Here is a 26,058-nt window from a genome sequence, read left to right on the forward strand (position 1 = left end):
ATGAAAAAACTATTCCTTGGAGCCATGGCTCTCCTTGCTGCTGTTACCTTGGTAGCATGTGGGTCAAAAAAAGACGCTTACGAATCTATTAAAGAAAATAAAAAACTTGTCGTGGCTGTCAGTCCAGACTATGCACCATTTGAGTTCAAAACTTTGGTAGACGGTAAAGACCAAGTTGTCGGTTCAGACATCAAATTGGCACAAGCTATCGCTGATGAACTTGGGGTTAAACTTGAAGTGACAACAATGAGCTTTGACAATGTCCTTTCTAGCCTTCAAGCTGGTAAGGCTGATATTGCCATCTCTGGTATCTCAGTGACTGATGAACGTAAGAAAACCTTCGATTTCTCAGATCCTTACTACGAAACACAAAATGCTATCATCGTTCGTAAAGATCAAGAATCTACCTACTCAAGCCTTGATGCTTTTAAAGGTAAAAAAGTAGCTGTTCAAAAAGGTACTATCGAAGAAGGACTTACTAAGAAACAATTGAAGGATTCAACAGTTGTATCACTTACAGCAATGGGTGAAGCCATTAACGAGGTTAAATCTGGCCAAGTTGATGCTGTTGACCTTGAAAAACCAGTAGCAGAAGGTTACGTGGCACAAAATCCAGATTTGGCTTTGGCAAGTGTTGCCCTCAAAGTTGACGATGGTGATGCTAAAGCAGTTGCAATGGCTAAAGGCAATGACAAATTGAAAGAAGCAGTCAACAAAGTCATCAAGAAAATGAAAGCCAACGGTACTTACGACGAGTACATCAAGGATGCTTCTAAATACACAGCAGTTGAGTAAAAGATAAGCTAGAGGATGATTCCTCTAGTTTTTTTGTATGGCAAAGCCTCAGATAGTCTCCAATAAGATTTAGAAAATAGCCTTGATATCAAAAATACTCAAACTTAAAATATATTTCTTGACAGAAAAAGACGAGTCTTGTATACTTGAATAGAACGTGTAAAATGTTACATTATCTTGAGGAGGTGAATTCAATGTCAAAAACAGTAGTACGTAAAAACGAATCACTTGACGACGCTCTTCGTCGTTTCAAACGTTCTGTGACTAAAGCTGGTACTCTTCAAGAGGCTCGTAAACGTGAACATTACGAAAAACCTTCTGTAAAACGTAAACGTAAATCAGAGGCAGCTCGCAAACGTAAAAAATTCTAATTAAGAATGAAATTAACAGAAAAAAGCTTGAGTCTTCTCAAGTTTTTTTCTTTTCATCGAATAAACAAGTCAGTTAGTAGTCCTGAGATACAAAAAATAAGACGACTGAGATTTCAGACGTCTTGAGTTTCATATGTCTTTAGTTGAACAAATAAAAATTATTTGTTTGCAAGAAGATCGCGGATTTCAGCAAGCAATTCTTCTTGTGATGGACCTGCTGCTTCAGCAGCATCCTCAGCTTCTTTTTTGCTAAGAGCTGTTGCTTTGCTAGCAGCTTTAACAACGAAGAAGAGAGTAGTACCAACGATGATGAAGTTGATAACTGCGCTCAAGAAGCTACCGTATGCGATACCGTTCCATGACAATTTAGAAAGGTTCTCAACGTTAGCGGCCTTAACAACTGGGTTAAGGATAAGTGGTGTGATGATATCACCAACAAGTGAAGTGATAATAGCGTTGAAAGCAGCCCCCATAACAACGGCTACAGCGAGGTCAAGGACGTTACCCTTGAACAAAAAGTCTTTAAGTTCTTTAATCATTTTGACAATGAATCCTTTCTTTTATTTACTTCTAATAGTTTATCTGATTTTGTAAATCTTGACAAGAGATTTGCTCATGAAAAAATCGATTTTATTTTACTTTCATTTTTCATCGTGTTATAATTAGAGGTAATGCAATTATGGTAAGATAGGGGGCGATTAGATGGTAATTGATAAAGCTTTAATAGAAGATATTAAGAGTAGTACCAATATCGTCGACGTGATTGGTGAAGTTGTCAGTCTTAATCGCGCAGGTCGTAATTACCTTGGCTTATGCCCCTTCCATAAGGAAAAAACTCCCTCATTCAACGTTATTGAGGATAGGCAGTTTTACCATTGCTTTGGTTGTGGCAAGTCTGGCGATGTCTTCAAATTTTTAGAAGAATATCGTCAGATTTCTTTCCAAGAAAGTGTCAAGGTTCTGGCAGACCGCTTAGGTATTGCAGTTACGATAGATGCACCAAGACAGGCTCAGCAGCAGAATTCTCCTAATCAAGCTTTCTATGATCTTCATGAGGATGCGCTGAAGTTTTATCACGCAGTCTTGATGACGACTAAGATAGGAGAAGCAGCGCGTGCCTACCTCTATGAACGTGGCATGACTGACGATTTACTTAAGACCTTCCAGATTGGTCTAGCCCCTGACGAACCAGATTACCTCTATCAGTCTGTATCAAAAAAATATGACGAAGAGGTACTGACAGAATCAGGTCTTTTTAATCTTTCTGAAAGTAATCGTCTTTTCGATACCTTTAAAAATCGAATCATGTTCCCGCTTAAAAATGAGTTTGGAAAGACCATCGGTTTTTCAGGGCGTGTTTGGACTAAGGAAGATATTGAAAAAGGACAAGCCAAGTACAAAAATACAAGGGCTACTCGTATTTTCAATAAGTCCTATGAACTCTACCACCTCAATCAGGCTAAGCCAGTGATACAGAAAACCCATGAGGTCTATCTGATGGAAGGGTTCATGGATGTTATTGCGGCCTATAGAGCTGGGCATGTTAATGCAGTGGCTTCTATGGGAACGGCTTTGACTCCTGAGCATGTCAATCGTCTTCGTAAGTTAACCAAGAAAATTGTTCTTACCTATGATGGTGATAAGGCTGGGCAAAATGCGATTGCCAAGTCTCTTGAGCTTTTATCGGATTTTCAAGTCGATATTGTTAAAATTCCAGATAATATGGACCCTGATGAATATCTACAGAAAACATCTGAAGAGGCTTTGGGTAAACTCTTGGTCGAATCCCGCATTTCAGATGTGGAATTTTGGATAGGACAGCTCAAGCCTGCCAATGTAGACAATCTTCAAGCAGAGATTGCCTATGTCGAGCAGATTGCTAAGATTATTGCCAAGTCACCTTCTGTAACGGCACAAAATTCCTACATTTCCAAGGTGGCTGACCTTCTGCCAGACTTTGATTTTTTCCAAGTCGAGCAAGCGGTCAATAACGAACGATTGACTATGAGGAATCAGCAGACGGCTCAATTATCGGCTGCTAGTAATAGTGCTTATGAGTCTTCAGCGTCAGGATTCAGAGGGACGGTCAAACTACCTTCTACACCTAAGATTACAGGCCTTCGTCGAGCGGAAAACCAACTCTTCCATCGCATGTTAAATCATCCGATGATTTTGAATGACTATCGCATGAGAGAGGAGTTTTTCTTCCAAACACCTGAGTTAGAGGAGCTCTATCATATTCTGAAGCAAGATGGTCAAATCGATACGGTGGCCTTGTCTGTACTTTCTCAAGAGGTGCAAACAGCCTATTATCAGGTTTTAGAGGAGATTTTGCCACCTGAAACCAGTTTAGAGGAAGTCCAGGCTATTGAAGAGCGTAGAAATCATTTTCTGAGGGAACAGGACTTCCGTAGGCAAAGTAAACAAATAAGAGAATCAAGTAACCACGGTGATGTGGATGCAGCGGTAGAAGCGCTGCAAATGCTCATCGACCAAAAACGAGATATGGAGTAACACATGGCAAAGAAAAAACAAAATACAGCATTTAACGTTCAAGTCGCTGATTTCATCCGTAACCACAAAAAGGCTGGTACAGCAATTGATGATGAAGTCACAGAGAAACTAGTTATCCCATTTGTTCTTGATGCTGATGGGATTGATGACCTTTTGGAACGTTTGACAGACGGTGGTATCTCTATCACTGATAAGGACGGAAATCCTTCATCTAAATATGTTGTTGAAGCCCCAAAACCAGAAGAATTGACAGACGAGGAGCTTCTTGGTTCAAACTCAGCTAAGGTCAATGACCCTGTTCGTATGTACCTCAAAGAGATTGGGGTAGTTCCTCTCTTGAGTAACGAAGAGGAAAAAGAATTGGCTATCGCTGTTGAAAATGGTGACTTGGAAGCGAAACAACGTTTGGCAGAAGCTAACCTTCGTTTGGTAGTCTCAATTGCTAAACGTTATGTGGGACGTGGTATGCAGTTCTTGGACTTGATTCAAGAAGGTAATATGGGGCTTATGAAAGCCGTTGATAAATTTGACTACTCTAAAGGTTTCAAATTCTCAACTTATGCGACATGGTGGATTCGTCAAGCAATCACTCGTGCCATCGCAGACCAAGCACGTACCATCCGTATCCCAGTTCACATGGTTGAAACTATCAATAAATTGGTCCGTGAACAACGTAACCTCTTGCAAGAGTTGGGACAAGACCCAACACCTGAACAAATTGCAGAACGTATGGATATGACTCCAGATAAGGTTCGTGAAATCCTTAAGATTGCTCAAGAGCCAGTTTCTCTTGAAACACCTATCGGTGAAGAAGATGATAGCCATTTGGGTGACTTTATCGAGGATGAAGTTATCGAAAATCCAGTAGATTACACAACTCGTGTGGTTCTTCGTGAACAATTGGATGAAGTGCTTGATACCCTTACAGACCGTGAAGAAAACGTTCTACGTCTCCGTTTTGGTCTTGACGATGGGAAGATGCGTACTTTGGAAGATGTTGGTAAAGTCTTCAACGTTACTCGTGAACGTATTCGTCAGATTGAAGCTAAAGCCCTTCGTAAATTGCGCCACCCAAGCCGTAGTAAACAACTTAAAGACTTTATTGAAGACTAAGATAGTAAATGGAAGGGGCCTGATTATTAGGTCCTGATTTTGGAGGAAAAGCTATGTCTGAAGTAAAATACACTGAAGAAGAAATTGAAAAAATCAAAGACCGTATCTTGGAAGCCTTAGAAATGGTCATTGACCCAGAGTTGGGGATTGATATTGTCAATCTTGGCCTTATTTACGATATTCGTTTCCAGCAAGATGGCTATACTGAAATCGACATGACCTTGACGACTATGGGCTGTCCTTTGGCAGATCTTTTGACAGACCAAATTTATGACGCTATGAAAGAAGTGCCTGAAGTCACTAAGACTGAGGTCAAGTTGGTCTGGACACCAGCATGGACTATCGAAAAAATGAGCCGTTATGCCCGTATCGCCCTAGGTATTCGTTAGGAGAAGGCTTATGAAAACACTGGCTATCGTTGTTCCTTGTTATAACGAGGAAGAGACCATCCATCCTTTTTTAGAGGCTTGTCAGGCAGTTGAACGACAAATGACCAATCAGTTGACTTTCAACTATTATTTTGTCAATGACGGTTCAAAAGATCGCACCTTAGAAGTTCTGAGACAGGTTTCAAAACAATTTGAAAATGTTCACTATCTCTCTTTCTCTCGTAATTTCGGGAAGGAAGCAGGCTTACTTGCAGGCCTTGAAGCAGCTGAAGGCGACTACGTCACAGTTATGGATGCCGATCTTCAGGATCCACCTGAACTTCTCATCGAGATGTATGCCAAAATCCAAGAAGGTTACGACGTTGTCGGGACACGACGTGCTGACCGCAAGGGTGAGCCACCTATTCGTTCACTCTTTGCTAAGGCCTTTTATTGGTTGATTAATAAAGTTTCTGACACAGAAATGGTAGACGGGGCGCGTGATTTCCGCTTGATGACTCGTCAAGTCGTTGATGCCATCCTTGAGCTCAAGGAAGTGAACCGCTTTTCAAAAGGGCTCTTTTCTTGGGTCGGCTTTGATGTGGCCTACGTCTCTTATGAAAATCGTGAACGTGTAGCAGGAGAAACCTCATGGTCTTTCTGGAGCCTATTGAGCTATTCACTTGATGGCTTTATCAACTTCTCAGAAGTACCGTTGAAGCTTGCCACATGGGCAGGAACCTTCTCATTCTTAATCTCTTTGGTTGGAATTGTCTTTGTCGTTATCCGAAAACTAACTATAGGTGGGAGTGTTGCAGGCTGGGCAAGCCTCGTCTCAATCATCCTCTTTATCGGAGGAATCCAACTCTTAGCCTTGGGAATCATCGGGAACTACATTTCAAAGATTTTCCTAGAAACCAAGAAACGGCCAGTGTATGTTATTAAAGAAAAAGGGTGAAGGAATGAGTGAAAAAAAGAAAACAATTAACGCCTTTATGTTAATTGTTCTTTTGTTTGGTCTAATATCATTGTTTGCAGCTTATCCTCTTTCAAATGGGGATGAAGGCTTCCATATGGCAAAAAGTTATTCTATGTTTTCCGAGACATTTCCTAGGGAGACCTCGGAAAAAAAATTAAGAGAAATTGAACTTATTGCTATTAGCCAACCTAAACAAATTTCTATAAGAAAATTTTATGGTGAAAAGATTAAAAGTGTTGCCAATGATGGAATTAAATTTAATGTTTTAACCGATCAAAATCTAACATCAAAAATAGATGTTGGGCATTTTATCCCCGCAATTGGTTTACTTATAGGAAGGATAGTTTATCCAAGTTATGGTGTAATGCTATTTTCTGCTAGATTATTTAATTTAATCTTCTTTTTGGGAGGAATGTATCTAATTTTTAGAAGGGCTAAGTTTGATCATCTGATTTTCTTGATGATATTTACTGTTCCTTTTATGCAAAAAATAGCTAGTCCATCATATGATATCTTTGCGTTTCTTGCTGTAGCAGCCTTTGGGACAAATTTCTTGTATTTGAGTCAGTTAAAAAAAGTATCAGATGTAAGGAAAGAAGATGTTGTTTATACAGTAATGACTATAGCATTGATTTTGTTAACAAAACTTAACTATATTTTTGCTTTACCAGTATTATTGGGGATTCCAATAGTATATAATCCTATATTATCAGCACTTAAACGTTGTTCTAGAATATCAAGAGTGTTATTAGCAATTGTAACTAGTTTATTATTCTTAACAGTTGTTTTATTTGTTCACAGAGTCTATAATATTCCCGATTTGATAAAAGTATTTTTCAATAATTACTTTAATGTTGCAACTATGGGTGGGAGGGGTGCAACATTATTCTCTGTAGTTCAGGATAATCTTCCGGATATAGTGAATATCTGTTGGATTGTTTGTTTAGTATTAGTAATGATGTCAACTCAAAAGAGTGGATACAGACTACCTACTGCTCTAGCTGGTCTAATAGTTTATCTATTAAATTGGTTTGGTATATTTTTAGGCTTTTATAGCTCACATCCTGAACATTTTTCTTTTGATGATCTGACAGGTAGATATTTACATGCATACATTATTTTTCTTATACCATTGATGTCCTGGTTAGGAATGAAAATGAATTTTAAAATATCCCCAAAAGCTAAGTATTATATTGCTATTTTTTCAACATCCAGTGTTTTAATATTATATTTAATTACAATTGTCTATAGAGGATTTATCTTAGGGATTACACCTGCGTGGAAAAACTAAGGATGAAAGCAGATTTTTTCTGCTTTTTTTGTTAAAATGAAACTGACATTATTGGAAACTACAAGGAGAAAAATATGATTCTAGTAACAGGTGCAAATGGTCAACTCGGAACTGAGCTTCGTCACCTTCTTGACGAACGTAACGAAGAATATGTAGCAGTAGATGTGGCAGAAATGGACATCACAGATGCTGCCAAAGTAGATGAAGTTTTTGCGGAAGTAAAACCAACCTTGGTTTATCACTGTGCTGCTTACACAGCTGTTGATGCTGCTGAAGATGAAGGTAAAGAGCTTGACTATGCTATCAACGTGACAGGTACTGAAAATGTCGCTAAGGCTGCTGAAAAACATGGTGCAACGCTAGTTTATATTTCAACAGACTACGTTTTCGATGGTGAAAAACCAGTCGGTCAAGAGTGGGAAGTTGATGACAAACCAGATCCACAGACAGAGTACGGTCGTACAAAACGTATGGGTGAAGAGTTAGTTGAAAAACATGTTTCAAGCTACTACATTATCCGTACAGCTTGGGTGTTCGGTAACTATGGTAAGAACTTTGTCTTCACCATGCAAAATCTTGCCAAGACTCACAAGACACTTACAGTTGTTAATGACCAACATGGTCGTCCAACTTGGACACGTACATTGGCAGAGTTTATGACTTATTTGGCTGAAAACCGGAAGGAATACGGTTACTATCACCTGTCAAATGATGCAGCAGAAGATACAACTTGGTACGACTTTGCGGTTGAAATCCTCAAAGAGACTGATGTTGAAGTGAAGCCTGTAGATTCAAGTCAATTCCCAGCTAAAGCTAAACGCCCTCTTAACTCAACAATGAGTTTGGCTAAGGCTAAGGCTACTGGATTTGTCATCCCAACATGGCAAGATGCTTTGAAAGAGTTTTACAAACAAGAAGTGAAATAAAAACCAAGGTCAGTTGAATTAATCTGAAATATATTTGGCTGCCCTTTTTCAATAGAGTTTTCAGGAGAAACTACGTATAAAAATGTCAGATTTACTCATTATTATCCCAGCCTATAACGAAGAAGGCTCAATTGAAAATGTTGTTAACAACATCATTCAAAACTATCCTCAATATGACTACGTTATTATCAATGACGGTTCCCGTGATAAAACTTCACAAATTTGCCATGAGAATCATTACAATATTGTTGATTTGCCAGTGAATCTCGGTCTTGCTGGGGCTTTTCAAACAGGTTTAAGATATGCATATGAGCATGGTTATAAAAAAGCGGTGCAATTTGATGCTGATGGTCAACACTTACCTGAATATATTCAAAGTTTGGAAGAGAAAATCAATGATGGCTTTGATTTAGTTATTGGTTCTAGATTTGTTACAGAGAAACGACCAAATTCTTTACGAATGTTAGGAAATATCTTGATAAGTTCAGCCATCAAACTTACCACTGGTAAAACAATCAAGGATCCAACTTCAGGAATGAGAATGTTCTCAGAAGATTTAATTAAAGAGTTTGCACTTAATATTAACTATGGTCCAGAGCCAGATACCGTTTCTTATCTCATCCGTAATGGTGTAAAAGTTGCGGAAGCACAAGTTAGAATGGAAGATAGACAAGCGGGAGAAAGTTATTTGACTCTCTCTCGTTCGATTAAATATATGACTCATATGTTTGTGTCAATCCTACTTATTCAAAACTTTAGAAAGAGAGGCTAGACTCCATGACTATTTGGTTTCAAATTGTTCTAATTTTTGTATCTCTAGCAACCGTTACCTTTATTCTTAGAGGGATTCGAAAATCTCAAGTCCAAATTAATGACTCACTATTTTGGATTTTCTTTTCACTAGTTTTACTTGTATTTAGTGTCTTTCCAAAATTAGCTGAGATAATTGCGAGAGCATTAGGAATTGTTTCGGCGGTAAACTTTATTTTCCTCTTTATCATTTTCCTTCTACTGATTAATCAATATCAATTAACAGTTCGCTTATCTAAACTTGATACAAAGTTCAAAAACTTAGTACAAACAATTGCCTTGAGAGGGAAAGATAAGTAAAAGAGATTATACAGTCGTTTTAGTTAGGGATGAAATATCTTAATGACTATTTAAATAAAAAAGGAGACAAATGACTTCAGAAAATCAACATACATTTGTTATATGTGCTTATGGAGATAGCCCATTCCTAGAGGAATGTATTTTATCATTAGTAAATCAAGAGTTGAAATCTCAGGTGATTTTGTATACGTCGACTCCTAGTGATTATATTGAAAACTTGTGCTTGAAATATAATATTCCTTACCACTCTAAAGTAGGAGGGGGAATAGGGAAAGATTGGAACAATGCACTTTCCTTCGTTAAAACGAAGTATGCTACTATTGCTCATCAAGACGATTACTATCTTCCTACTTACTCCCTAGAAATTATGGAGAAGGCAAGTAAAGTACCAGATTCTCTAATTATTTATTCTGATTACTTTGAGGAAAAAGATGGACAAAAAATTGCTAAAACAACAAATTTGAAAATCAAAACCTTCATGTTGAAAGCAATAAATATATTATCCTCAAATAAAATTTGGAGAAGACGAATTCTAGCATTTGGAAATGCTATATGTTGTCCTGCTGTAACCTACAATCTTGATAAACTCAAAGGTTTCCAATTTGATGAGAATTTAAAAGGGAATTTGGATTGGGTTGCTTGGTATAAAATTGGTAGTATGAATGGTTACTTCTCTTTTGTTCCGAAGGAGCTAATGTGTCATCGTATTCATCAAGAATCAGAGACTTCTAAAACAATTAGTGATAACACTCGTTCGAAAGAAGATTTAGAGACGTTTGAAATTTTCTGGCCTAAATGGATAGCACGATTAATAATGAGGCAGTATGTAAAAGCACAAAATTCTAATGACTAATCAGTAGTAATATCTTAGAAGCTTAAAATGCTACTTAAAGAGAGATATTATAAGTAATTATGTTTTCCATTCCTCTAAAAATCTTATGATATAATAAGTGGAATATTGTTAATCGAAAGAGAGTAAAGTACTTGAAAAATGTAACTCCCCAAAAAGTTTTTTTCTGGAATATCCTTGGTAGTATGTCTTCCGCAGCTGTTTCCGTAATCCTTCTTTTTATTGTTACTCGTGTTTTAGATAGTGCTTCAGCAGATATCTATAGTTTTGCATATGCTATTGCTAATTTATTTGTGATTGTAGCTAGTTTTCAAGTAAGAGATTTTCAGGCGACAGATATCAAAGAAAAGTATTCTTTTGATACTTACTTGATTGCTAGGATAGTTTCAAATATTTTAATGGTTCTACTTTTGATTGGTTATATCATTTTAAATCCTAATACACATGCAAATATAGGTATAATATTTTGGGTGTCTTTTTTCCGAGTGAGTGAAGCTCTATCAGACGTTTTTCAAGGATTATTTCAACAAAGAGAACGATTAGATATTGCAGGTAAATCATTGTTTTTGAGAAATACAATCTCTACTGTTGTATTTGCTATAGTTCTACTTGTTTCAAAAAATCTCTTGTGGTCAGTAATATTGCAAACAATAAGCTCATTTCTTTTTATTGCTTTATTTGATTATACTAATTCAAGGTTATTCCATATCTTAAATTTCAGAAATGTAAAACCGCGCAAAGTTGTTAATGTATTTAAAGATTGTCTACCATTGTTTATTAATGCATTTCTATTAGTTTCAATTTACAATCAACCAAAGTATGCTTTAAATGATATTTATAATAAGGGATTAATTGGTAATGGTGTTCAAAGAGACTTTAGTATTTTATTTACGCCGATATTTGCAATGAATTTAATGATTATTTTTCTAAGACCAATGATTACACAACTTGCAGTGTTTCTTGAAGAAAAGAAAATTTCTCATTTTATTACGTATAAAAATAATCTATTTCGTATTTTATTAGGTACATGTACACTCATCTATATAGTTGGAGCTTTCATTGCTATTCCAGCATTAGATATAGTTTATGGAACAGATTTGAAACAGTATCAAAGTAGCTTTTTAATTTTATTGATGGGTGGTGTTGCTAGTACCTTCTCAACTGTGTGTGATAACATTCTAACAGTATTTAGAAAACAACACTATTTAATCATTTCTTTTGTAGTTGGTTACTTGGTTTCGATAATGACTGCAAGAACACTTGTGTTGAAATATGAAATATTGGGTGCCTCACTATCCTTTTTGTGTGCTATGATTTCATGGTTAATTGTATCGTTAGTAATTTATTTTATTACGAGTCCTTATACTATTTTTAGAAAGAAAAAATAATATGAAATTTTCAATTGTGGTAGCTGCTTATAATGTTGCAGATTACTTATCAGAGTGTATTACTAGCTTAGCAAATCAGAAATTTCAAGCATCAGACTATGAAATCCTTATTATTGATGATGGTTCTACAGATGGCGTGACAGGAGAACTTTGCGATAAGTTAGCTTCTAAATACAAAATGGTAAGGACAATTCATCAAGACAATGGGGGATTATCTGCAGCTAGAAATACTGGAATTAAACACTCTAAAGGTGAGTTTATACTCTTTGTTGATGGTGATGATTTTTGGAGTAATCTAGAGTTCCTTGATAACTTATCTAGAAATATTGATACCTATAAAAGCGATGTAGTAATTTTTTCTTATGATAAGTATTATGGAAAAGATGAGAGTGCTAGAATTGATTTTAACTCTGTTCCAGAGTCAGGAAATATTGAAGAAAACGTTATTGACTTGGTTAGGAATAGTGTTTTAACGGCTCCAGCATGGAACAAATGTATCAGAAGAAATTTATTTGTTGAGGAAACTTTAGATTTTCCTGTTGGATTCCTATCAGAGGATTGCTTATATTGTTCATATCTTTTAAAACTAACTGCGAAATATTCTATTTTGAATATAGAATCTTATAAGTACAGGCAGAATCGAATTGGAAGTATTACTAATGTGGTTAAAGAAAAAAATGTATATGACATATTAAAAAGTATAGATATAGGTTTAACGAATATTGGAGAATGTAAGAATAATGTTCGTAAAGCGATAAATATTTACTTTGCAATTTCATATATCTCAGTCTTACCATATGTAAGTCAATATATTTCAAATTCTGAGATTATGTATCTGTTAAAAAAATACAAGTATCTTTTGAAATTTTCAAATGAAATAAAGAATAGTTCGTTTAATTTAACCGGTAAGATTACAAGATTATTAGGTCTAAGATTATCAATCATTTTATTACCAAAGCTATTGAGAATATATAAAACAATGTAATAGTAAAATTTTAAGAGGAGTATTAATGTCTAAACCAGCTATTTCAGTAATTATTCCGGTTTATAATGCACAAGAAGGACTCGGTCAGTGTATTGATTCACTTTTAGATCAAACATTTTCGGATTATGAAATTATTATTTTAAATGATGGCTCTACCGACAACTCTTTGGAAGTAATTCAAAACTATGCTTCAAAAAATGATGGTATTAGGGTTGTAGATAAGGAAAATGAGGGTGTAGCTAAGACTAGAAATCGAGGGATAGCCCTTGCAAAGGGTGAATACATAGTCTTTATTGATAATGATGATTTTATTGCTCCAGATTACTTAGAGTGTTTTTATAAGGCGATAGAAAAGGAAAAATTAGATATTGTTATTGGTGGCTATAAACGTGTTAACAAAGAACATAAAATTCTTTTCCAACAAGATCTATCTCAGACTGATTGGTCAAAATATATAGTGGTGGCACCTTGGGCACGTATCTATCGCACTTCATTTTTAAGGGAAAATAATATTCAGTTTTTTGATTATCCAATTGGTGAAGATGTTATCTTTACTTTAACTGCCTATAATTTAACTGATAAAATAAAGGTAATTGATTACAATGGGTATAATTGGTTCTTTAATGAACGAAGTATTTCAAATACTTCGCAAAGAGGTTTTAACCCTGAAATTGATATAATTTATTTTTTAAGTTGTTTAAAAGAGGTTGCAGGAGATTCTGAATATATAAAATATTATGTCAAACGATATTATATTTGGTATTTACTCTTTTCTGGGAAAGCTGCATCAAGTAAGCAATTTGTTGAACAACATAGGAGAATACAGGATTGGATTCGTAAAGAAAATTTTAGATCAAAACTAACACCATTTTCAAAATCAGTAAGGGGAGAGAGAATCCAGACTAAGATTTATGTTGTGATATTTAGGCTGATAGAACATTTGAAATTGGTCACATTATTTTCAAAGTTCTATTGTAAAGGGTAGTATTTATCCTCACAAAGCAGAGTAATTCTGCTTTTTTCTTTGTCTGTAGTAGGGGGATTTTTTGTCCAAACTATAGTATAATTAAAGTGGTATGCACTTTCAAAGATTATTACTTTAGTCAATCTTTGAAGCTTAGTAATATTAGTAATTTTCAGGTACTAATTGATGTTTTGTTAAACAAAATGGATGGAAAAATGAATAATTTAATCTCAGTGGTTGTGACTTGTTACAATCATGAAAAGTATATTGAGCAGTGTCTGCGAAGTGTTTTTAATCAGACCTATACTAATATCGAATTAATCGTTTTGGATGATGGTTCGACGGATAGTTCAACTCAAATTATCCAAGAGGTTTTGAAGGATTCACCTTGTGAGACGAGATTTGAAACTCATGAAAATCTTGGGGTAGTAGAGAATCGAAATTTAGGACTCGAGCTTATTAGAGGTGACTATTTGCTATTTGTAGATAGTGATAACTACCTCGATGCGGATTATGTGGAACAGTTGTACAGTAAGTTGACGGAAACAAATGCTGATATTGCGTACTGTGATCTTTTTAATCCAGAAAAAGAAGAGTTCTACCTTAAAAGCCGTGAATTTGACCTAACTGCCTTTCTAAATGCTAGTTTTATTGATAACTGTTCTTTGATTCGTAGAAGTATTATTGGAAATGCTCGTTATGATGAGATGTTAAATCGTAAAAAGCTTGAAGATTATGACTTTTTATTGAACTTAATCATTAATAACGGTGCTAAAGCTGTATATCAATCCAGCACTAAGCTTAATTATCGTGTCTTTGAAACAGGATCAATTTCTGGACGTGACTCCGTTCGCTACCATTATGAAATCTATCTTGACATTCTTGAGAAGTACCTTGATAAGCTTCCTCATGAAATTTACAAGGCAGTTTGTGAGAACCTCATGGTTTTGGAAGAGCGGTTGGATAGCTTGCTTAAACATCACGATGATGTGACAGACTATGTTAATCGCTTGAAAAAAGAACGTGATCAACTTGAACGAAGAAAGTATACACAATCTAAGCAATTGAAGGATGCCCATAAAGAAATGGAGCTTATCCGAAGTTCACTGTCATATCGTTTAGGTAACGCCCTTATTACACCTATAAAGACAGCAGGAGTAATTGCGAAGAATCCAAAGGCTATTAAAAATTATTTGAGAGCTTTAAAAGTCAAAGTGATACAGTTACGTCGTCGAATGACACCTCTTAAGGTTCGCCAGTTACGACGTCTCAGAAATAGTCAACGCTCCGCCTTGTCACATAATGGTAAGAAAGCGTTGGTTTATGTTATTTTTGAGTCTGAAGCTCGTCTTCAAGAATACAAATTACGTTTCTTACAAGCCTTGGCTCCATTGGTAGGTGATGTTATTGTCGTTGTCAATGGACAGCTTCACGATGATGATATTAATACCCTTGAGGCCTACGGTAAGGTTTTGACTCGTGATAACAAGGGATATGATACTGCGGCCTTTAGAGAAGGGATTTTTGCCTTTGGTAAAGACAAGCTTAAAGATTACGACCAGCTCCTCTTGGTGAATGATACTAACATTGGTCCGATGAGAGATTTGTCTCAAGTATTCCAGAAAATGGCTGACAAGCAGCTAGATTTCTGGGGAATTTCTTTTGGAGAAGAGCAAGAAGATGTTACTAAGGAGAATCCTTATGGCTACATTCCTAAGCATCTTCAATCTTATTTCCTAGTTATTGAAAAGCTCATGCTAAACGATGATGACTTTTATGAGTACTGGACACACTTGACGGATACAGATTCTCGTGATAAAGCTATTGGTCGACATGAGACACGTTTTACCAAGCATTTTGCTGACTTAGGTTATCGTTATGATGCGGTTGTGCAAGAATACGAAGATTCTGCCATGTATATCCACCCGCTTAAGATGCTCAAAGCAGGTAGTCCTTTGGTGAAATACACGGCTCTGAAAAATTATGATGAAGACCAGTTCTTGTGGCAAGGTCTGGATCGTGATTCGGAAGTCCCTGACTTGTTAGAGTTTGTCGCAGAAGAAACGGATTACCCAGTGTCAATCTTGGAAGATATTGTAAATAAATTTAAGGCGGTTCCACGTGATCAATATATTCTATTGATCGATGGGGTTGAAAATATTATTCCGCAATGTACCCGTTACCGTGTCTTGAACAAGGCAGAACAATTACGTAAGCATGGTTTTGCAGTCAAAGTTGTTAACCTATCTGATTTCCAACTATCGATGGCTCAAAACGCTAGTCACATCATTATCTACCGTTCACCAATCTCACCTGAACTTTTGCGTCTCTGTCATTTGGCTAAGGAATATGGAAAACCTGTCTTCTTTGATATTGATGATTTAGTCTTTGATACGGTTTATACAGACCAATTAAGTTATACGCAAGGGTTGAATTCGGTTGAAAAAGGAAACTATGATGCAGGTGTTCGAAATTATGGCTATATGCTAGAAAACTGTGATGGTGCCATTACTTCGACTAATCAGTTGCAGGAGGAGTTGTATAAGTACCAAAGTAAGGTTTTACTTAATCGCAACTTGGCTTCTGATGACTTAATCGCTATTAGTAGTCAATATATTAAAGATTACTCTCAAACATCTGACATTGTTAAGATTGGTTATTTCTCTGGTTCAATTAGTCATAATGAGAATTTTGAATTGATTAAGCCAGCTATTAAGCAATTGCTTAAAAAATATAGCAATGTACAATTACATATTGTCGGGATTCTTGATATTCCAGAAGATATGAAGCCCTTTGAAAATCAAATTGTCACTCACGATTATGTGGACTGGGACAAACTGCCTGCCTTGATTAGTGAGGTTGATATTAATCTAGCACCGCTTGTGGATTCAATCTTTAACCGTGCGAAGTCAGAGATTAAGTGGATTGAAGCTGCCTTGGTGAAGGTACCAACAGTTGCGAGCAAGATAGGAGCTTTCTCAGATGCCATTGTTGACGGTGAAACAGGATTGTTGGCTACCGATGAAGAGTGGTTTGACAAGCTTGAAGCCTTGGTTTTATCTCCAGAATTAAGACAGAAAATTGCAGATGCTGCTTATCGGGCTGTTCTTGAAAACTGTACCTTAAGCAAGAAAGATGATATGGTGACTTATTTTGAACAGAATTAAACAAATAAAAGTTGAAAATTTATTTTTCATCTTAGCGACGATTTTTATTTTCTCATTTATGTTTGTATTTCCAATTAATCGTGTGCCAGATGAAACAAACCACGCGCGTATGACTTGGGAGACCTTCCATAAACCAACCAAAACGTCTTTTAAGTGGATGGATGAGATTCCAAGTAATGATAAGGTTAAGTTAGCGGAATATAAACAGATTTTTGCTCAAAAGATTGATATGAGTAAAGAACCTTTTCAATTTGGTGTGAGTTTAAAAACAATCTCCTTTATTCCACAGTTGATAGGGATGACGATTGGAAGTTGGATTAGTCCCACAGTTGGAATGATTATCTATATGGGGCGTATCTTTAATGCACTGGCCTATATACTAGGAATTTACTTTTTAATACGTTATTTTAAGTATGGGAAAACAGCCCTAATGTTTATTTCGTTGCTACCTATTATGGTTCAGCAAGCTTCATCACTTTCTTATGATGTGATGAACTATTTGGAAGTGATGTTAGCTCTTGGTTTTATCACCAATCTTGCCTATTCTAAATGTTTTACCAATCGTAATTTTATACAGGTGATAGGTCTAGCGATTTTGCTTCTAGCAACCAAGCCAAATAATGTTTTATTGTTGGGATTGATTCCGTTTGTTCCTTTTGAGTTTGAAGGTGTCTTAGACTTTCTAAATCGTCCAGTGCAAGCTATTAAGACCTTTATTTCAAAATATAAAGTAGTCTTCTACCTTCTCTTTGTAGTAGGTGTCGTGGTGGTTCTGCAATTCTTAATGAAGAATCAGGGCGGTCTACGTCATTATGGCGAAGTTTTGCGTAATACGCTCTTTAATCCTGAGTTGAATGACAATTTGAATGGTATCTTGTCACTTGGAATGTTCGGTTATCTTGGTAACCTTACTTTACAAATGCCACTGTGGTTAATTTTTATTGATATCATCGTTCTTACAATTTTATTCTTGTCAAGTAAGAAGGATTTCTTTACTAAAGACTTTGCTAATGCATCCTGGATTCTCTTCCTACTAGAGGTTCTAGCTGCTGTTACAGTAATGTATATGCAGTGGACACCAGTTGTTCTTGGTCAGGGAGCTAATATATCTGTTGGTGCTCAAGGTCGTTACTTCACGCCATTTATCATTCTTTTGTTGCCACTAGTCGCCAACACAGCTAAGATTGATTTATCTCGACAGAAAAAAATGAAGATAGCAACCCTGACTTTAATTGCTAATTTCTTGGTCGCTATGTATTTGATTCTTTTCCATTACTGGGGGGTATTTGCATAATTTATGACTAGAACAATTTTATTTATTTCTCCGACAGGAACCCTGGATAATGGTGCCGAAATTTCGATAGTCAATCTTATGAAATTTCTTGTGGAAAAAGGTTATCGTGTGTTAAACGTTTTCCCTGATTACAAGGTGCCATCTCAAGAGGAGTATCAAGCAGAACTTCAGAAAGCAGGAATTGAGACCTATGGTCTTTCGGCTGTCAAATGGTGGTGGGAAGAAGCACCAGGTGGTTCACCGGGCAATCATTTTTTGCGAGTGAATTCTTATAATAAGAATGTCAAAGATATTCGAAATATTATTGTAGATAACAAGGTAGACCTTGTTATTAGTAATACAGTCAATGTTTTTCAAGGTGCACTTGCTACCACTTATGAGAAGGTCAAACATTTTTGGTTGATTCATGAATTTCCTGAGGGAGAATTTGGTTACTATAAAGAAAAACTTGACTTTATAGACAAGTTTTCTGATGAGATTTTTGCTGTAACAGGAGCGTTGACAGAGGATTTACAAAAGTATTTTCCAAATAGGAAGATTTATTCCTTTGCACCTTATACTCAAATTGAACCTAAAGAAGGGCTGGGAACTGAATCCAACGACCACCATCGTATCGTTTCAGTTGGTCGCTTGACTCAGAGAAAGAATCAGCTTGAGTTGATTAAAGCTTATAATATGCTTAATCTAACAGGAATTGAACTTGTATTTTTAGGCGCATGGGATGAGGATTATAAACAACTCTGTGATGATTATATCGCAGAGCACGATTTGAAAAATGTTTCATTTTTGGGATATTTAGATGATCCTTGGTCAGAGATTACTGATAAGGATTTAGCTGTTTTCCCATCTAGTATGGAAACATTTGGTCTCGTTTATGTTGAATCTGTTTTAAATGGTATTCCAACGATTTTATCAGATAATGCGGGACATAAATCAGCCTTCGAGTATATGAATGAGCAAGGTCATATCTACCCTTTGGGTGACTTGGATACCTTAACTAGCATGATTTCAGAGGTCCTTGGTGGATTTGACCAAGAGAAACTTGAAGCAGTACAAGCTGTTCCTAGTTTGAAAGAGAGATACTCTCTGGAGAGTGTTTATGCTAATATTACTGAAAAACTTGAGGATGATGAATTGCGTTATAAGAAAGTAAATCAGAAAGATGTAGATTTTCTCAACAGCCGAAAAGCACTAACGAAGAGTGTGAAATCTGCTGTAAAAAAATTATTTCAGCTTAAAAAGATGAATTAAGGTAAAATCTCGTTATCTATGATTAAGAATGAAAAGGCCATTTTCGAAGGGCCTTTTTGCTTTACTCTTTCTGTCCAATCATGCAAAATACCTTCCAAAATGGTATAATAAAAGCTACTATGTATAATTCTGTGTATTTGAGAGATGTGACGAATGGAGGTAAACTTTGAAGGATATTTTTATCATAGGTAGTAGAGGTTTGCCTGCTCAATATGGTGGTTTCGAGACATTTGTTGAAAAATTGATTTCTTATAAGGTATCACCTGCTATACGTTATCACGTGGCTTGCTTATCTGACGAAAGTACTGGCAACCATTTTGACTATAAAGGTGCGGATTGTTTTACGGTCAATCCTCCAAAGCTAGGTCCTGCGCGTGTCATAGCTTACGATATGATGGCTATCAATTATAGCTTGAAACTTATTAAAAAAGAGGGAATTCAATCCCCAATTTTCTATATTTTAGGAAATACCATTGGTGCCTTCATTGTTCATTTTGCCAAGAAAATTCAGTCCGTTGGTGGGATTTTGTTAGTCAATCCTGACGGTTTGGAATGGAAACGTGCTAAGTGGTCTAAGCCTGTTCAAAGCTATCTCAAATACTCTGAAAAAGAGATGACAAAGTATGCGAACTTGATTATTTCTGATAACCGAGGTATTGAGACCTATATTCAAAACACCTATCCGTGGGCTAGAACGACTTTCATTGCTTATGGAACTGATTTATCTAAGACGACTTTAACTGCTGAGGATGACCCTGTTCGAGATTGGTATCAGAAATGGCAGACTCAAGAAAAAGATTACTATTTGATATTGGGTCGATTTGTTCCTGAAAACAATTACGAAACTGCGATTCGTGAATTTATGAAGTCCTCTACAGAGCGTGATCTTGTTATCATCTGTAATCATGAAGGAAATGCTTACTTTGATGAACTACGACAGATTACAGGATTTGATAAAGATAAACGTGTGAAGTTTGTGGGTACTGTCTATGATCAGGATTTGCTTAAGTATATTCGCAACCAAGCCTTTGCTTATATTCATGGACACGAAGTAGGTGGAACGAATCCAGGCTTATTAGAGGCCTTGGCTCAAACGGACCTCAACCTTATTTATAATGTAGACTTTAACCATCAGGTTGCTCAAGAGACTGCCTTGTATTGGAATAAAGAGGATGGGAATTTGTCTCAGCTTATCGATTCTGTAGATGGTCAAGTGTCATTTGAGGACTTGGGAAATGCTGCTAAAGCAAATATGAAAGAAAATTACACCTGGGAAAAAATCGTGGGTGAATACGAGGAGCTATTTTTATCATGAAAGTAACTATTCTCATGTCTACTTATAATGGCGAGAACTTTTTAGCGGAGCAAATTGAAAGTATTCAGCAGCAAACTTATACTGATTGGACCTTGTTAATTCGTGATGATGGTTCTAAAGATAAAACGAGAGAGATTATCAAACGTTTCGCTTTAGAAGATGATCGCATTACTTTCATCAATCCTGATCAAACTGAAAATTTAGGTGTAATAAAGAGTTTCTTTACGCTTCTGAAGTATCAAGAATCTGACTACTATCTTTTCTCAGACCAGGATGATACTTGGTTACCTGAGAAGCTATCTCTTCAACTTGAGAAAGCAAGTCACTACCCATCTGATAAACCCCTTTTGGTATATACGGATTTAAAGGTTGTGAATCAAGATTTAGAGGTACTTCATGAGAGTATGATTCGTACTCAGTCTGATCATGCCAATACGGAATTGGTTCAAGAAATGACAGAAAACACTGTTACAGGTGGTGTGTCTTTAATCAATCATGCCCTGGCTGAATTATGGACTGGTGAGGAAATGAATGAGCTTCTGATGCATGACTGGTACTTAGGTTTATTAGCATCAGCATTTGGTAATCTCGTTTATATTGATCAGCCGACAGAGCTTTACCGTCAGCATGCGGATAATGTCTTGGGAGCTAGAACACTTCGAAAACGTATGCAGAATTGGATTCGCCCTCAGACCTTGTTCAACAAATATTGGAAGTTGATTAAGGCTAGTCAGAATCAGGCGGAAAATCTTCTTTCTTTGCCATTGAATACTGAAAATAGAGAGTTGGTTGAAAACTTTGTGACCATTATGGACCAAGGATTCAGAGAGCGTTATCGTCGTTTGAAAACATATGGTTATCGTAAAAACAGGGCTTTTCATACCATTGTATTTACGAGTTTGATTTTGACAAAATTCATGTATAAGGAGGACTAAATGAATTTCTTTAGTCAGAAAAATAGGATTTTACTTAAGGAACTGATTAAAACGGATTTTAAATTGCGTTATCAAGGTTCTTTCATCGGTTATCTTTGGTCTATTTTGAAACCTTTGATGATGTTTACAATTATGTACCTTGTCTTTGTTCGTTTCTTGAGATTTGATGATGGGACACCACACTATGCAGTAGGCTTGCTTTTGGCTATGATCTTCTGGGGCTTTTTTACGGAGGCTACCAATATGGGGATGCTTTCCATTGTTTCACGAGGAGACCTATTACGTAAGCTTAACTTTCCAAAGCAAACAATCGTTATCTCATCTGTGCTAGGAGCTGCGATTAACTTTTTGATTAACCTTGTGGTTGTCTTCGTTTTTGCTTTAATTAATCATGTTCCGATTGGTTTTAATACATTGGTTATCATTCCTCTATTCATTGAGGTGCTATTGATGGCAATGGGAGTTGCTTTTATTTTATCAGCACTCTTTGTTAAATATCGTGATATTGGTCCAGTTTGGGAAGTAGTACTTCAAGCTGGTATGTATGCGAGCCCAATTATCTACTCAATCACTTATCTTCTTCAAAGAAATCAAGAGTTTGTTGCAAAGATTATGATGCTTAATCCGATTGCTCAGATTTTACAGGATATGCGTCATTTTATCATTGACCCAGTTAATCCAAGAGGATGGGATATTATTAATAATAAATTGATTGCTTTTGTTCCTTATGCGATTCCTGTAGTGATTTTTATCATTGGTTTCCTTGTCTTTAATCGAAATGCTAAACGATTTGCGGAGATTCTATAATGTCAAATAATATTGCTGTAAAAGTAGATCATGTAAGTAAGTATTTTAAATTACCAACTGAGGCGAGTCAGAGTTTGAGAACAACTTTAGTCAATCGCTTTAAAGGGATTAAAGGGTATACTGAACAACATGTCTTGAAAGATATTTCTTTTGAAGTTGGAAAAGGTGATTTTTATGGAATTGTTGGACGTAATGGTTCTGGGAAATCAACACTTCTAAAAATTATTTCTGAGATTTATGTTCCTGAAAAAGGTAAGGTTACCATTGATGGTAAGTTGGTATCTTTCATTGAGCTTGGGGTTGGGTTTAATCCAGAACTAACTGGTCGTGAGAATGTCTATATGAATGGTGCAATGCTTGGTTTTTCAACAGAAGAAGTAGATGCCATGTATGATGACATTGTTGACTTTGCTGAACTTCATGATTTCATGAATCAAAAGTTGAAGAACTACTCAAGTGGTATGCAGGTTCGTTTGGCTTTCTCAGTTGCTATCAAGGCTCAAGGGGATATCCTTATCTTGGATGAAGTCTTAGCTGTAGGTGACGAGGCTTTCCAGCGTAAGTGTAATGATTATTTCATGGAACGTAAGCAATCTGGTAAGACAACCATCTTGGTTACCCATGATATGTCTGCGGTTAAGAAGTACTGTAATAAAGCAGTTTTGATCGAACATGGTTTGGTCAAAGTGGTTGGTGATCCAGATGAAGTTGCTAACCAATATAGTTTTGATAATGCTGCTGGTCAAAAGGTTTCAAACGACGACGTTGTTGTTGAAAACCCTAAAATCACTGATTTACAAGTGAAACTCTTGAATGATAATATTATCAGTCCTGACCAAGATATTTCATTTGAGATTTCATATGATGTCAATGAGGATATTGAGACCTATATTGCCTTTTCATTGACAGATATTGACCGTGGAATCTGGATTTACAATGACAATTCTATGGACAATAAGACAAGTGGTGCTGGAAGAAAGACACTCACTTATAAGTGTAGCCTAGCTCATCTTAATAATATCAAGCTGAAGCTTCAGGTTTCTGTCAGAGATAATGAGGACCAGATGATTGCTTTTGCTGATTCGGATAACTCACCAGTTATTCTCTTAAATCGAACAGATATCGAGGATGATGATAAGTCTGCTAAAGATTCTGCAACTGGTATGGTTCAGAGAAATGGAAAATGGGAGATTCAAGAATAAATGAAACGTCTCTTATTGTATGTTCATTATAATAAGTACGACGAATTAAGTGGTCATGTGCTCTACCAATTGGAGCAACTTCGACCACTTTTTTCTAAACTTATTGTGATTTCAAATAGTCAACTAACGGAATCGGCAAAATTAACTCTCAAAGAGCTTGGCATAGCTGAAGTTATTCAGAGAGAGAATTTAGGCTTTGATTTTGCAGCCTGGAGAGATGGTATGACTCATGTTGGATTCGAACGGTTAGCAGATTTTGATTCGGTTACACTCATGAATGACACTTGCTTTGGTCCTCTTTGGGATATGTCTGACCTAGTTGAAGACTTTGAACAACGACAGAGTGTTGACTTTTGGGGGATGACGAACTTTAGAAAGACCAAATATTTCGAAGAGCATTTGCAAAGTTATTTTATATCTTTCAAAAATCATGTTGTCGCTTCGGAAGTCTTTCAGAAATTTTGGACTTCTATAAAGACTTTTACTGATGTTCAAGATGTTATTGACAATTACGAAACTAGGGTTACCAGTGTTCTTACTGAGGCGGGTTATCGTTATGATGCTGTCTTTAATACCATTGAATCAGAGGCGGAAGATCTAATTCATCCTGACTTTTCTTACTACAGACCAATAAGTACCCTTGAGCATAAGGTACCATTCATTAAACTAAAAGCTTTTACCGACAATGAAAAAAAGGGAAGGTTACTTTTAGACTATCTTGCTAACCTATCAACATATCCAGTAGCACTAATTAAGTCACATCTAAATCGTTACCATTCCCCTGACAGTTTAGTCATTTTAGATGAGAAAATTATTGGCCCTTCTTTTAAAACCTTAAGCAAGCATAAGTATCGTATAGCTATCCATGTGCACATTAGCGACCTTGAGAGACTGAAAGTATTTTTTGATAGTAAGTTATCTGCTTTCTATTTTTTCACTTTATCAAGTCATTTAGATAAAAATGAAGTTGAGAATACCTTATTAAATAGTTTTGATAAAGATAGATTTCATATAATCTCACAACGGTTTGATAATCATTATCATGCCTTGGTTTCCTTGGCTTCTAAGCTTTGTGATTATGACTTTGTTGGGCATTTCCACACAGAAGCCTTTGGAAATGAAGGTAAACTTGTTGATGAAACTACAAGACATGCTCTTGTGGATATGCTATCAGATGAAGAGAAGGTAGTATCAATCTTTGACCATTTTCCAGAGGTTGGACTTATTTTTGCTGATTTGTCAAAAGAACTCTATTGGACGGATGCAATTGATACTTTAAATCAAGAACAGACAGTTAAATTAACTAACGAATGTCGAAAAGTAATCAATCATTCGCTTCATGTTTTTCAAGGTTTTATGTGGCTGTCAAAAGATTTTCTGAAAAACATTATTCTTAAGGATAAGCAAGCTTTCTATGACTTTGATGAGGATACCCTTTTTTATCTTTTCTATCGAAAAGCTTGGGATCTAGGAATTGATTATCGAATTATTTCTTCTGAAAAAATATCTTTTGCAGAACGTTATAAGCTCCATCTTATTGAAATGTCGCAGGTAGCAGAACCACTGACGTTAAAGAAAAAATTTTCATCATATCGAAAAGCCTTGTTAAAGAAATTAGGTTTAAAAAAATCTTCAGCTGTTTAACTTCCCCTCCCACTTACGAATAAGTAAGTAGGAGGTTTTTTTCTTATGTATAGTATTGTAGCTGAGGAGTCGGGGCTTTTGCCTCGTGAACGACTCTTACAGAAGGGAGCAGAGGTGTTGTCTGACCAAGAGCTGTTGGCGATAGTGCTGCGAACTGGGACTAGGTCTGAGTCGGTCCTATCTATGGCTAACCGTATTTTAAAAGGGATGACGAGTTTGGCGGATTTGTCTCGTTTGTCCTTGAATGAGCTTCAGGAGATTCCTGGTATTGGGCGTGTGAAATCCATTGAACTGAAGGCTATGGTGGAGTTGGCTAAGCGGATTGAGAAGGCTGAGTTGTCTCGTTCTGAGCAGATTATGTCCAGTCAGCAGGTGGCTCGTCGTATGATGTTGGATATTGGGGACAAGCCTCAGGAGCATCTGGTGGCTATCTATTTGGATACGCAGAACCGTATTATTCAGCAAAAGACGGTCTTTATTGGTGGGGTCCGTCGTTCGATTGCTGAGCCGCGTGAGATTTTACATTATGCCTGTCATCTGATGGCAACGTCTTTGATTGTGGTTCACAATCATCCTTCGGGGGAAGCCTATCCTAGTCGAAATGATATTGATTTTACACAAAAGATTAAGCGTTCCTGTGATGATTTAGGAATTTGTCTGCTTGATCATCTGATTGTTGGCAAATCGACCTATTATTCTTTTCGTGAGGAGAGGGAGGATTTTGATCTTTAGGTTGAACCTATGTGATAAAGACAAGAGAAAAGCAACTGAGTGTAGTCTCAGTTGCTT

Annotated in this window: 24 protein-coding genes; 23 read left to right on the forward strand and 1 reads right to left on the reverse strand. The window is 36.4% G+C overall.

Annotated elements, in window-relative coordinates:
* Together AX663_RS02955 and rpsU are read left to right on the forward strand one after the other, a co-directional pair.
* Positions 1-795, forward strand: a complete 795-nt coding sequence (locus AX663_RS02955) for a transporter substrate-binding domain-containing protein (protein WP_002891479.1) — start codon at positions 1-3, stop codon at positions 793-795.
* Positions 796-989: 194 nt separating this feature from the next.
* Positions 990-1,166 carry a 30S ribosomal protein S21 gene (gene rpsU / locus AX663_RS02960; RefSeq protein ID WP_002884573.1) on the forward strand — a complete coding sequence of 59 codons (177 nt, stop codon included), beginning with the start codon at positions 990-992 and terminating at the stop codon, positions 1,164-1,166.
* A 158-nt stretch (positions 1,167-1,324) separates the two neighbouring features.
* Here the strand turns inward: rpsU and mscL are convergent, their stop codons facing one another.
* Complete coding sequence (gene mscL, locus AX663_RS02965) at positions 1,325-1,705, reverse strand: large conductance mechanosensitive channel protein MscL (protein ID WP_002884705.1); 381 nt, start codon at positions 1,703-1,705, stop codon at positions 1,325-1,327.
* A 163-nt stretch (positions 1,706-1,868) separates the two neighbouring features.
* Here mscL and dnaG point away from each other — a divergent pair, with 163 nt between their 5' ends.
* From dnaG to radC, 21 genes are all read left to right on the forward strand, one after another.
* The gene (gene dnaG / locus AX663_RS02970; protein ID WP_060972641.1) at positions 1,869-3,680 is read left to right on the forward strand and encodes a DNA primase; all 1,812 of its coding nucleotides are present in this window, start codon (positions 1,869-1,871) and stop codon (positions 3,678-3,680) included.
* Between the two features lie 3 nt (positions 3,681-3,683).
* The gene (gene rpoD / locus AX663_RS02975) at positions 3,684-4,793 is read left to right on the forward strand and encodes an RNA polymerase sigma factor RpoD (RefSeq protein ID WP_002884252.1); all 1,110 of its coding nucleotides are present in this window, start codon (positions 3,684-3,686) and stop codon (positions 4,791-4,793) included.
* A 53-nt stretch (positions 4,794-4,846) separates the two neighbouring features.
* On the forward strand, positions 4,847-5,182 hold the full coding sequence (locus tag AX663_RS02980) for a metal-sulfur cluster assembly factor (protein ID WP_002891474.1): 336 nt from the start codon (positions 4,847-4,849) through the stop codon (positions 5,180-5,182).
* A gap of 10 nt (positions 5,183-5,192) precedes the next feature.
* Positions 5,193-6,119 (forward strand): glycosyltransferase family 2 protein, encoded by a 927-nt coding sequence (locus AX663_RS02985; protein WP_060972642.1) that lies wholly within the window; start codon positions 5,193-5,195, stop codon positions 6,117-6,119.
* Positions 6,097-7,431 carry a DUF2142 domain-containing protein gene (locus tag AX663_RS02990; RefSeq protein ID WP_227071900.1) on the forward strand — a complete coding sequence of 445 codons (1,335 nt, stop codon included), beginning with the start codon at positions 6,097-6,099 and terminating at the stop codon, positions 7,429-7,431. The genes AX663_RS02985 and AX663_RS02990 overlap by 23 nt, the downstream gene beginning before the upstream one ends.
* 74 nt (positions 7,432-7,505) lie before the next feature.
* Positions 7,506-8,357, forward strand: a complete 852-nt coding sequence (rfbD, locus tag AX663_RS02995) for a dTDP-4-dehydrorhamnose reductase (protein WP_060972644.1) — start codon at positions 7,506-7,508, stop codon at positions 8,355-8,357.
* A gap of 76 nt (positions 8,358-8,433) precedes the next feature.
* Positions 8,434-9,129, forward strand: coding sequence for a glycosyltransferase family 2 protein (locus tag AX663_RS03000; RefSeq protein ID WP_171968083.1), 696 nt, complete (start codon positions 8,434-8,436; stop codon positions 9,127-9,129).
* A gap of 5 nt (positions 9,130-9,134) precedes the next feature.
* A complete protein-coding gene (locus AX663_RS03005; RefSeq protein WP_011227433.1) occupies positions 9,135-9,467 on the forward strand; it encodes a DUF2304 domain-containing protein in 333 nt (110 codons plus the stop codon).
* A 70-nt stretch (positions 9,468-9,537) separates the two neighbouring features.
* Positions 9,538-10,320: a glycosyltransferase family A protein gene (locus AX663_RS03010; protein WP_060972646.1), complete on the forward strand. Its 783-nt coding sequence runs from the start codon at positions 9,538-9,540 to the stop codon at positions 10,318-10,320.
* Positions 10,321-10,451: 131 nt separating this feature from the next.
* Entirely contained in the window at positions 10,452-11,705 is a 1,254-nt protein-coding gene (locus tag AX663_RS03015) for an oligosaccharide flippase family protein (protein ID WP_060972647.1), read from the forward strand.
* 1 nt (position 11,706) lies between these two features.
* Entirely contained in the window at positions 11,707-12,690 is a 984-nt protein-coding gene (locus AX663_RS03020; RefSeq protein WP_060972648.1) for a glycosyltransferase family 2 protein, read from the forward strand.
* Between the two features lie 25 nt (positions 12,691-12,715).
* A complete protein-coding gene (locus AX663_RS03025) occupies positions 12,716-13,675 on the forward strand; it encodes a glycosyltransferase family 2 protein (RefSeq protein WP_060972649.1) in 960 nt (319 codons plus the stop codon).
* A gap of 194 nt (positions 13,676-13,869) precedes the next feature.
* A complete protein-coding gene (locus AX663_RS03030; protein WP_060972682.1) occupies positions 13,870-16,821 on the forward strand; it encodes a rhamnan synthesis F family protein in 2,952 nt (983 codons plus the stop codon).
* Entirely contained in the window at positions 16,808-18,115 is a 1,308-nt protein-coding gene (locus AX663_RS03035) for a DUF2142 domain-containing protein (protein WP_060972650.1), read from the forward strand. Before AX663_RS03030 ends, AX663_RS03035 begins: the two co-directional genes overlap by 14 nt.
* 3 nt (positions 18,116-18,118) lie before the next feature.
* A complete protein-coding gene (locus tag AX663_RS03040) occupies positions 18,119-19,366 on the forward strand; it encodes a glycosyltransferase family 4 protein (protein ID WP_060972651.1) in 1,248 nt (415 codons plus the stop codon).
* 166 nt (positions 19,367-19,532) lie between these two features.
* Positions 19,533-20,681 carry a beta 1-4 rhamnosyltransferase Cps2T gene (gene cps2T / locus AX663_RS03045; protein WP_060972652.1) on the forward strand — a complete coding sequence of 383 codons (1,149 nt, stop codon included), beginning with the start codon at positions 19,533-19,535 and terminating at the stop codon, positions 20,679-20,681.
* Entirely contained in the window at positions 20,678-21,616 is a 939-nt protein-coding gene (locus AX663_RS03050) for a glycosyltransferase family 2 protein (protein ID WP_060972653.1), read from the forward strand. Before cps2T ends, AX663_RS03050 begins: the two co-directional genes overlap by 4 nt.
* Positions 21,617-22,423, forward strand: a complete 807-nt coding sequence (locus AX663_RS03055) for an ABC transporter permease (protein ID WP_049554133.1) — start codon at positions 21,617-21,619, stop codon at positions 22,421-22,423.
* Positions 22,423-23,625: an ABC transporter ATP-binding protein gene (locus AX663_RS03060; protein ID WP_060972654.1), complete on the forward strand. Its 1,203-nt coding sequence runs from the start codon at positions 22,423-22,425 to the stop codon at positions 23,623-23,625. The genes AX663_RS03055 and AX663_RS03060 overlap by 1 nt, the downstream gene beginning before the upstream one ends.
* A complete protein-coding gene (locus tag AX663_RS03065) occupies positions 23,626-25,269 on the forward strand; it encodes a rhamnan synthesis F family protein (protein WP_060972655.1) in 1,644 nt (547 codons plus the stop codon).
* Positions 25,270-25,314: 45 nt separating this feature from the next.
* On the forward strand, positions 25,315-26,001 hold the full coding sequence (gene radC / locus AX663_RS03070) for a RadC family protein (RefSeq protein WP_060972656.1): 687 nt from the start codon (positions 25,315-25,317) through the stop codon (positions 25,999-26,001).
* Positions 26,002-26,058 lie beyond the last annotated feature (57 nt).

This window comes from Streptococcus sp. CCH8-H5 (assembly GCF_001556505.1).
GTDB lineage: Bacteria > Bacillota > Bacilli > Lactobacillales > Streptococcaceae > Streptococcus.

Coding starts and splice junctions, on each gene's coding strand:
- AX663_RS02955 (WP_002891479.1), top strand. CDS start 1: ATGAAAAAACTATTCCTTGGAGCCATGGCTCTCCTTGCTGCTGTTACC.
- rpsU (WP_002884573.1), top strand. CDS start 990: ATGTCAAAAACAGTAGTACGTAAAAACGAATCACTTGACGACGCTCTT.
- mscL (WP_002884705.1), bottom strand. CDS start 1,705: ATGATTAAAGAACTTAAAGACTTTTTGTTCAAGGGTAACGTCCTTGAC.
- dnaG (WP_060972641.1), top strand. CDS start 1,869: ATGGTAATTGATAAAGCTTTAATAGAAGATATTAAGAGTAGTACCAAT.
- rpoD (WP_002884252.1), top strand. CDS start 3,684: ATGGCAAAGAAAAAACAAAATACAGCATTTAACGTTCAAGTCGCTGAT.
- AX663_RS02980 (WP_002891474.1), top strand. CDS start 4,847: ATGTCTGAAGTAAAATACACTGAAGAAGAAATTGAAAAAATCAAAGAC.
- AX663_RS02985 (WP_060972642.1), top strand. CDS start 5,193: ATGAAAACACTGGCTATCGTTGTTCCTTGTTATAACGAGGAAGAGACC.
- AX663_RS02990 (WP_227071900.1), top strand. CDS start 6,097: ATGTTATTAAAGAAAAAGGGTGAAGGAATGAGTGAAAAAAAGAAAACA.
- rfbD (WP_060972644.1), top strand. CDS start 7,506: ATGATTCTAGTAACAGGTGCAAATGGTCAACTCGGAACTGAGCTTCGT.
- AX663_RS03005 (WP_011227433.1), top strand. CDS start 9,135: ATGACTATTTGGTTTCAAATTGTTCTAATTTTTGTATCTCTAGCAACC.
- AX663_RS03010 (WP_060972646.1), top strand. CDS start 9,538: ATGACTTCAGAAAATCAACATACATTTGTTATATGTGCTTATGGAGAT.
- AX663_RS03020 (WP_060972648.1), top strand. CDS start 11,707: ATGAAATTTTCAATTGTGGTAGCTGCTTATAATGTTGCAGATTACTTA.
- AX663_RS03025 (WP_060972649.1), top strand. CDS start 12,716: ATGTCTAAACCAGCTATTTCAGTAATTATTCCGGTTTATAATGCACAA.
- AX663_RS03030 (WP_060972682.1), top strand. CDS start 13,870: ATGAATAATTTAATCTCAGTGGTTGTGACTTGTTACAATCATGAAAAG.
- AX663_RS03040 (WP_060972651.1), top strand. CDS start 18,119: ATGACTAGAACAATTTTATTTATTTCTCCGACAGGAACCCTGGATAAT.
- AX663_RS03050 (WP_060972653.1), top strand. CDS start 20,678: ATGAAAGTAACTATTCTCATGTCTACTTATAATGGCGAGAACTTTTTA.
- AX663_RS03055 (WP_049554133.1), top strand. CDS start 21,617: ATGAATTTCTTTAGTCAGAAAAATAGGATTTTACTTAAGGAACTGATT.
- AX663_RS03060 (WP_060972654.1), top strand. CDS start 22,423: ATGTCAAATAATATTGCTGTAAAAGTAGATCATGTAAGTAAGTATTTT.
- AX663_RS03065 (WP_060972655.1), top strand. CDS start 23,626: ATGAAACGTCTCTTATTGTATGTTCATTATAATAAGTACGACGAATTA.
- radC (WP_060972656.1), top strand. CDS start 25,315: ATGTATAGTATTGTAGCTGAGGAGTCGGGGCTTTTGCCTCGTGAACGA.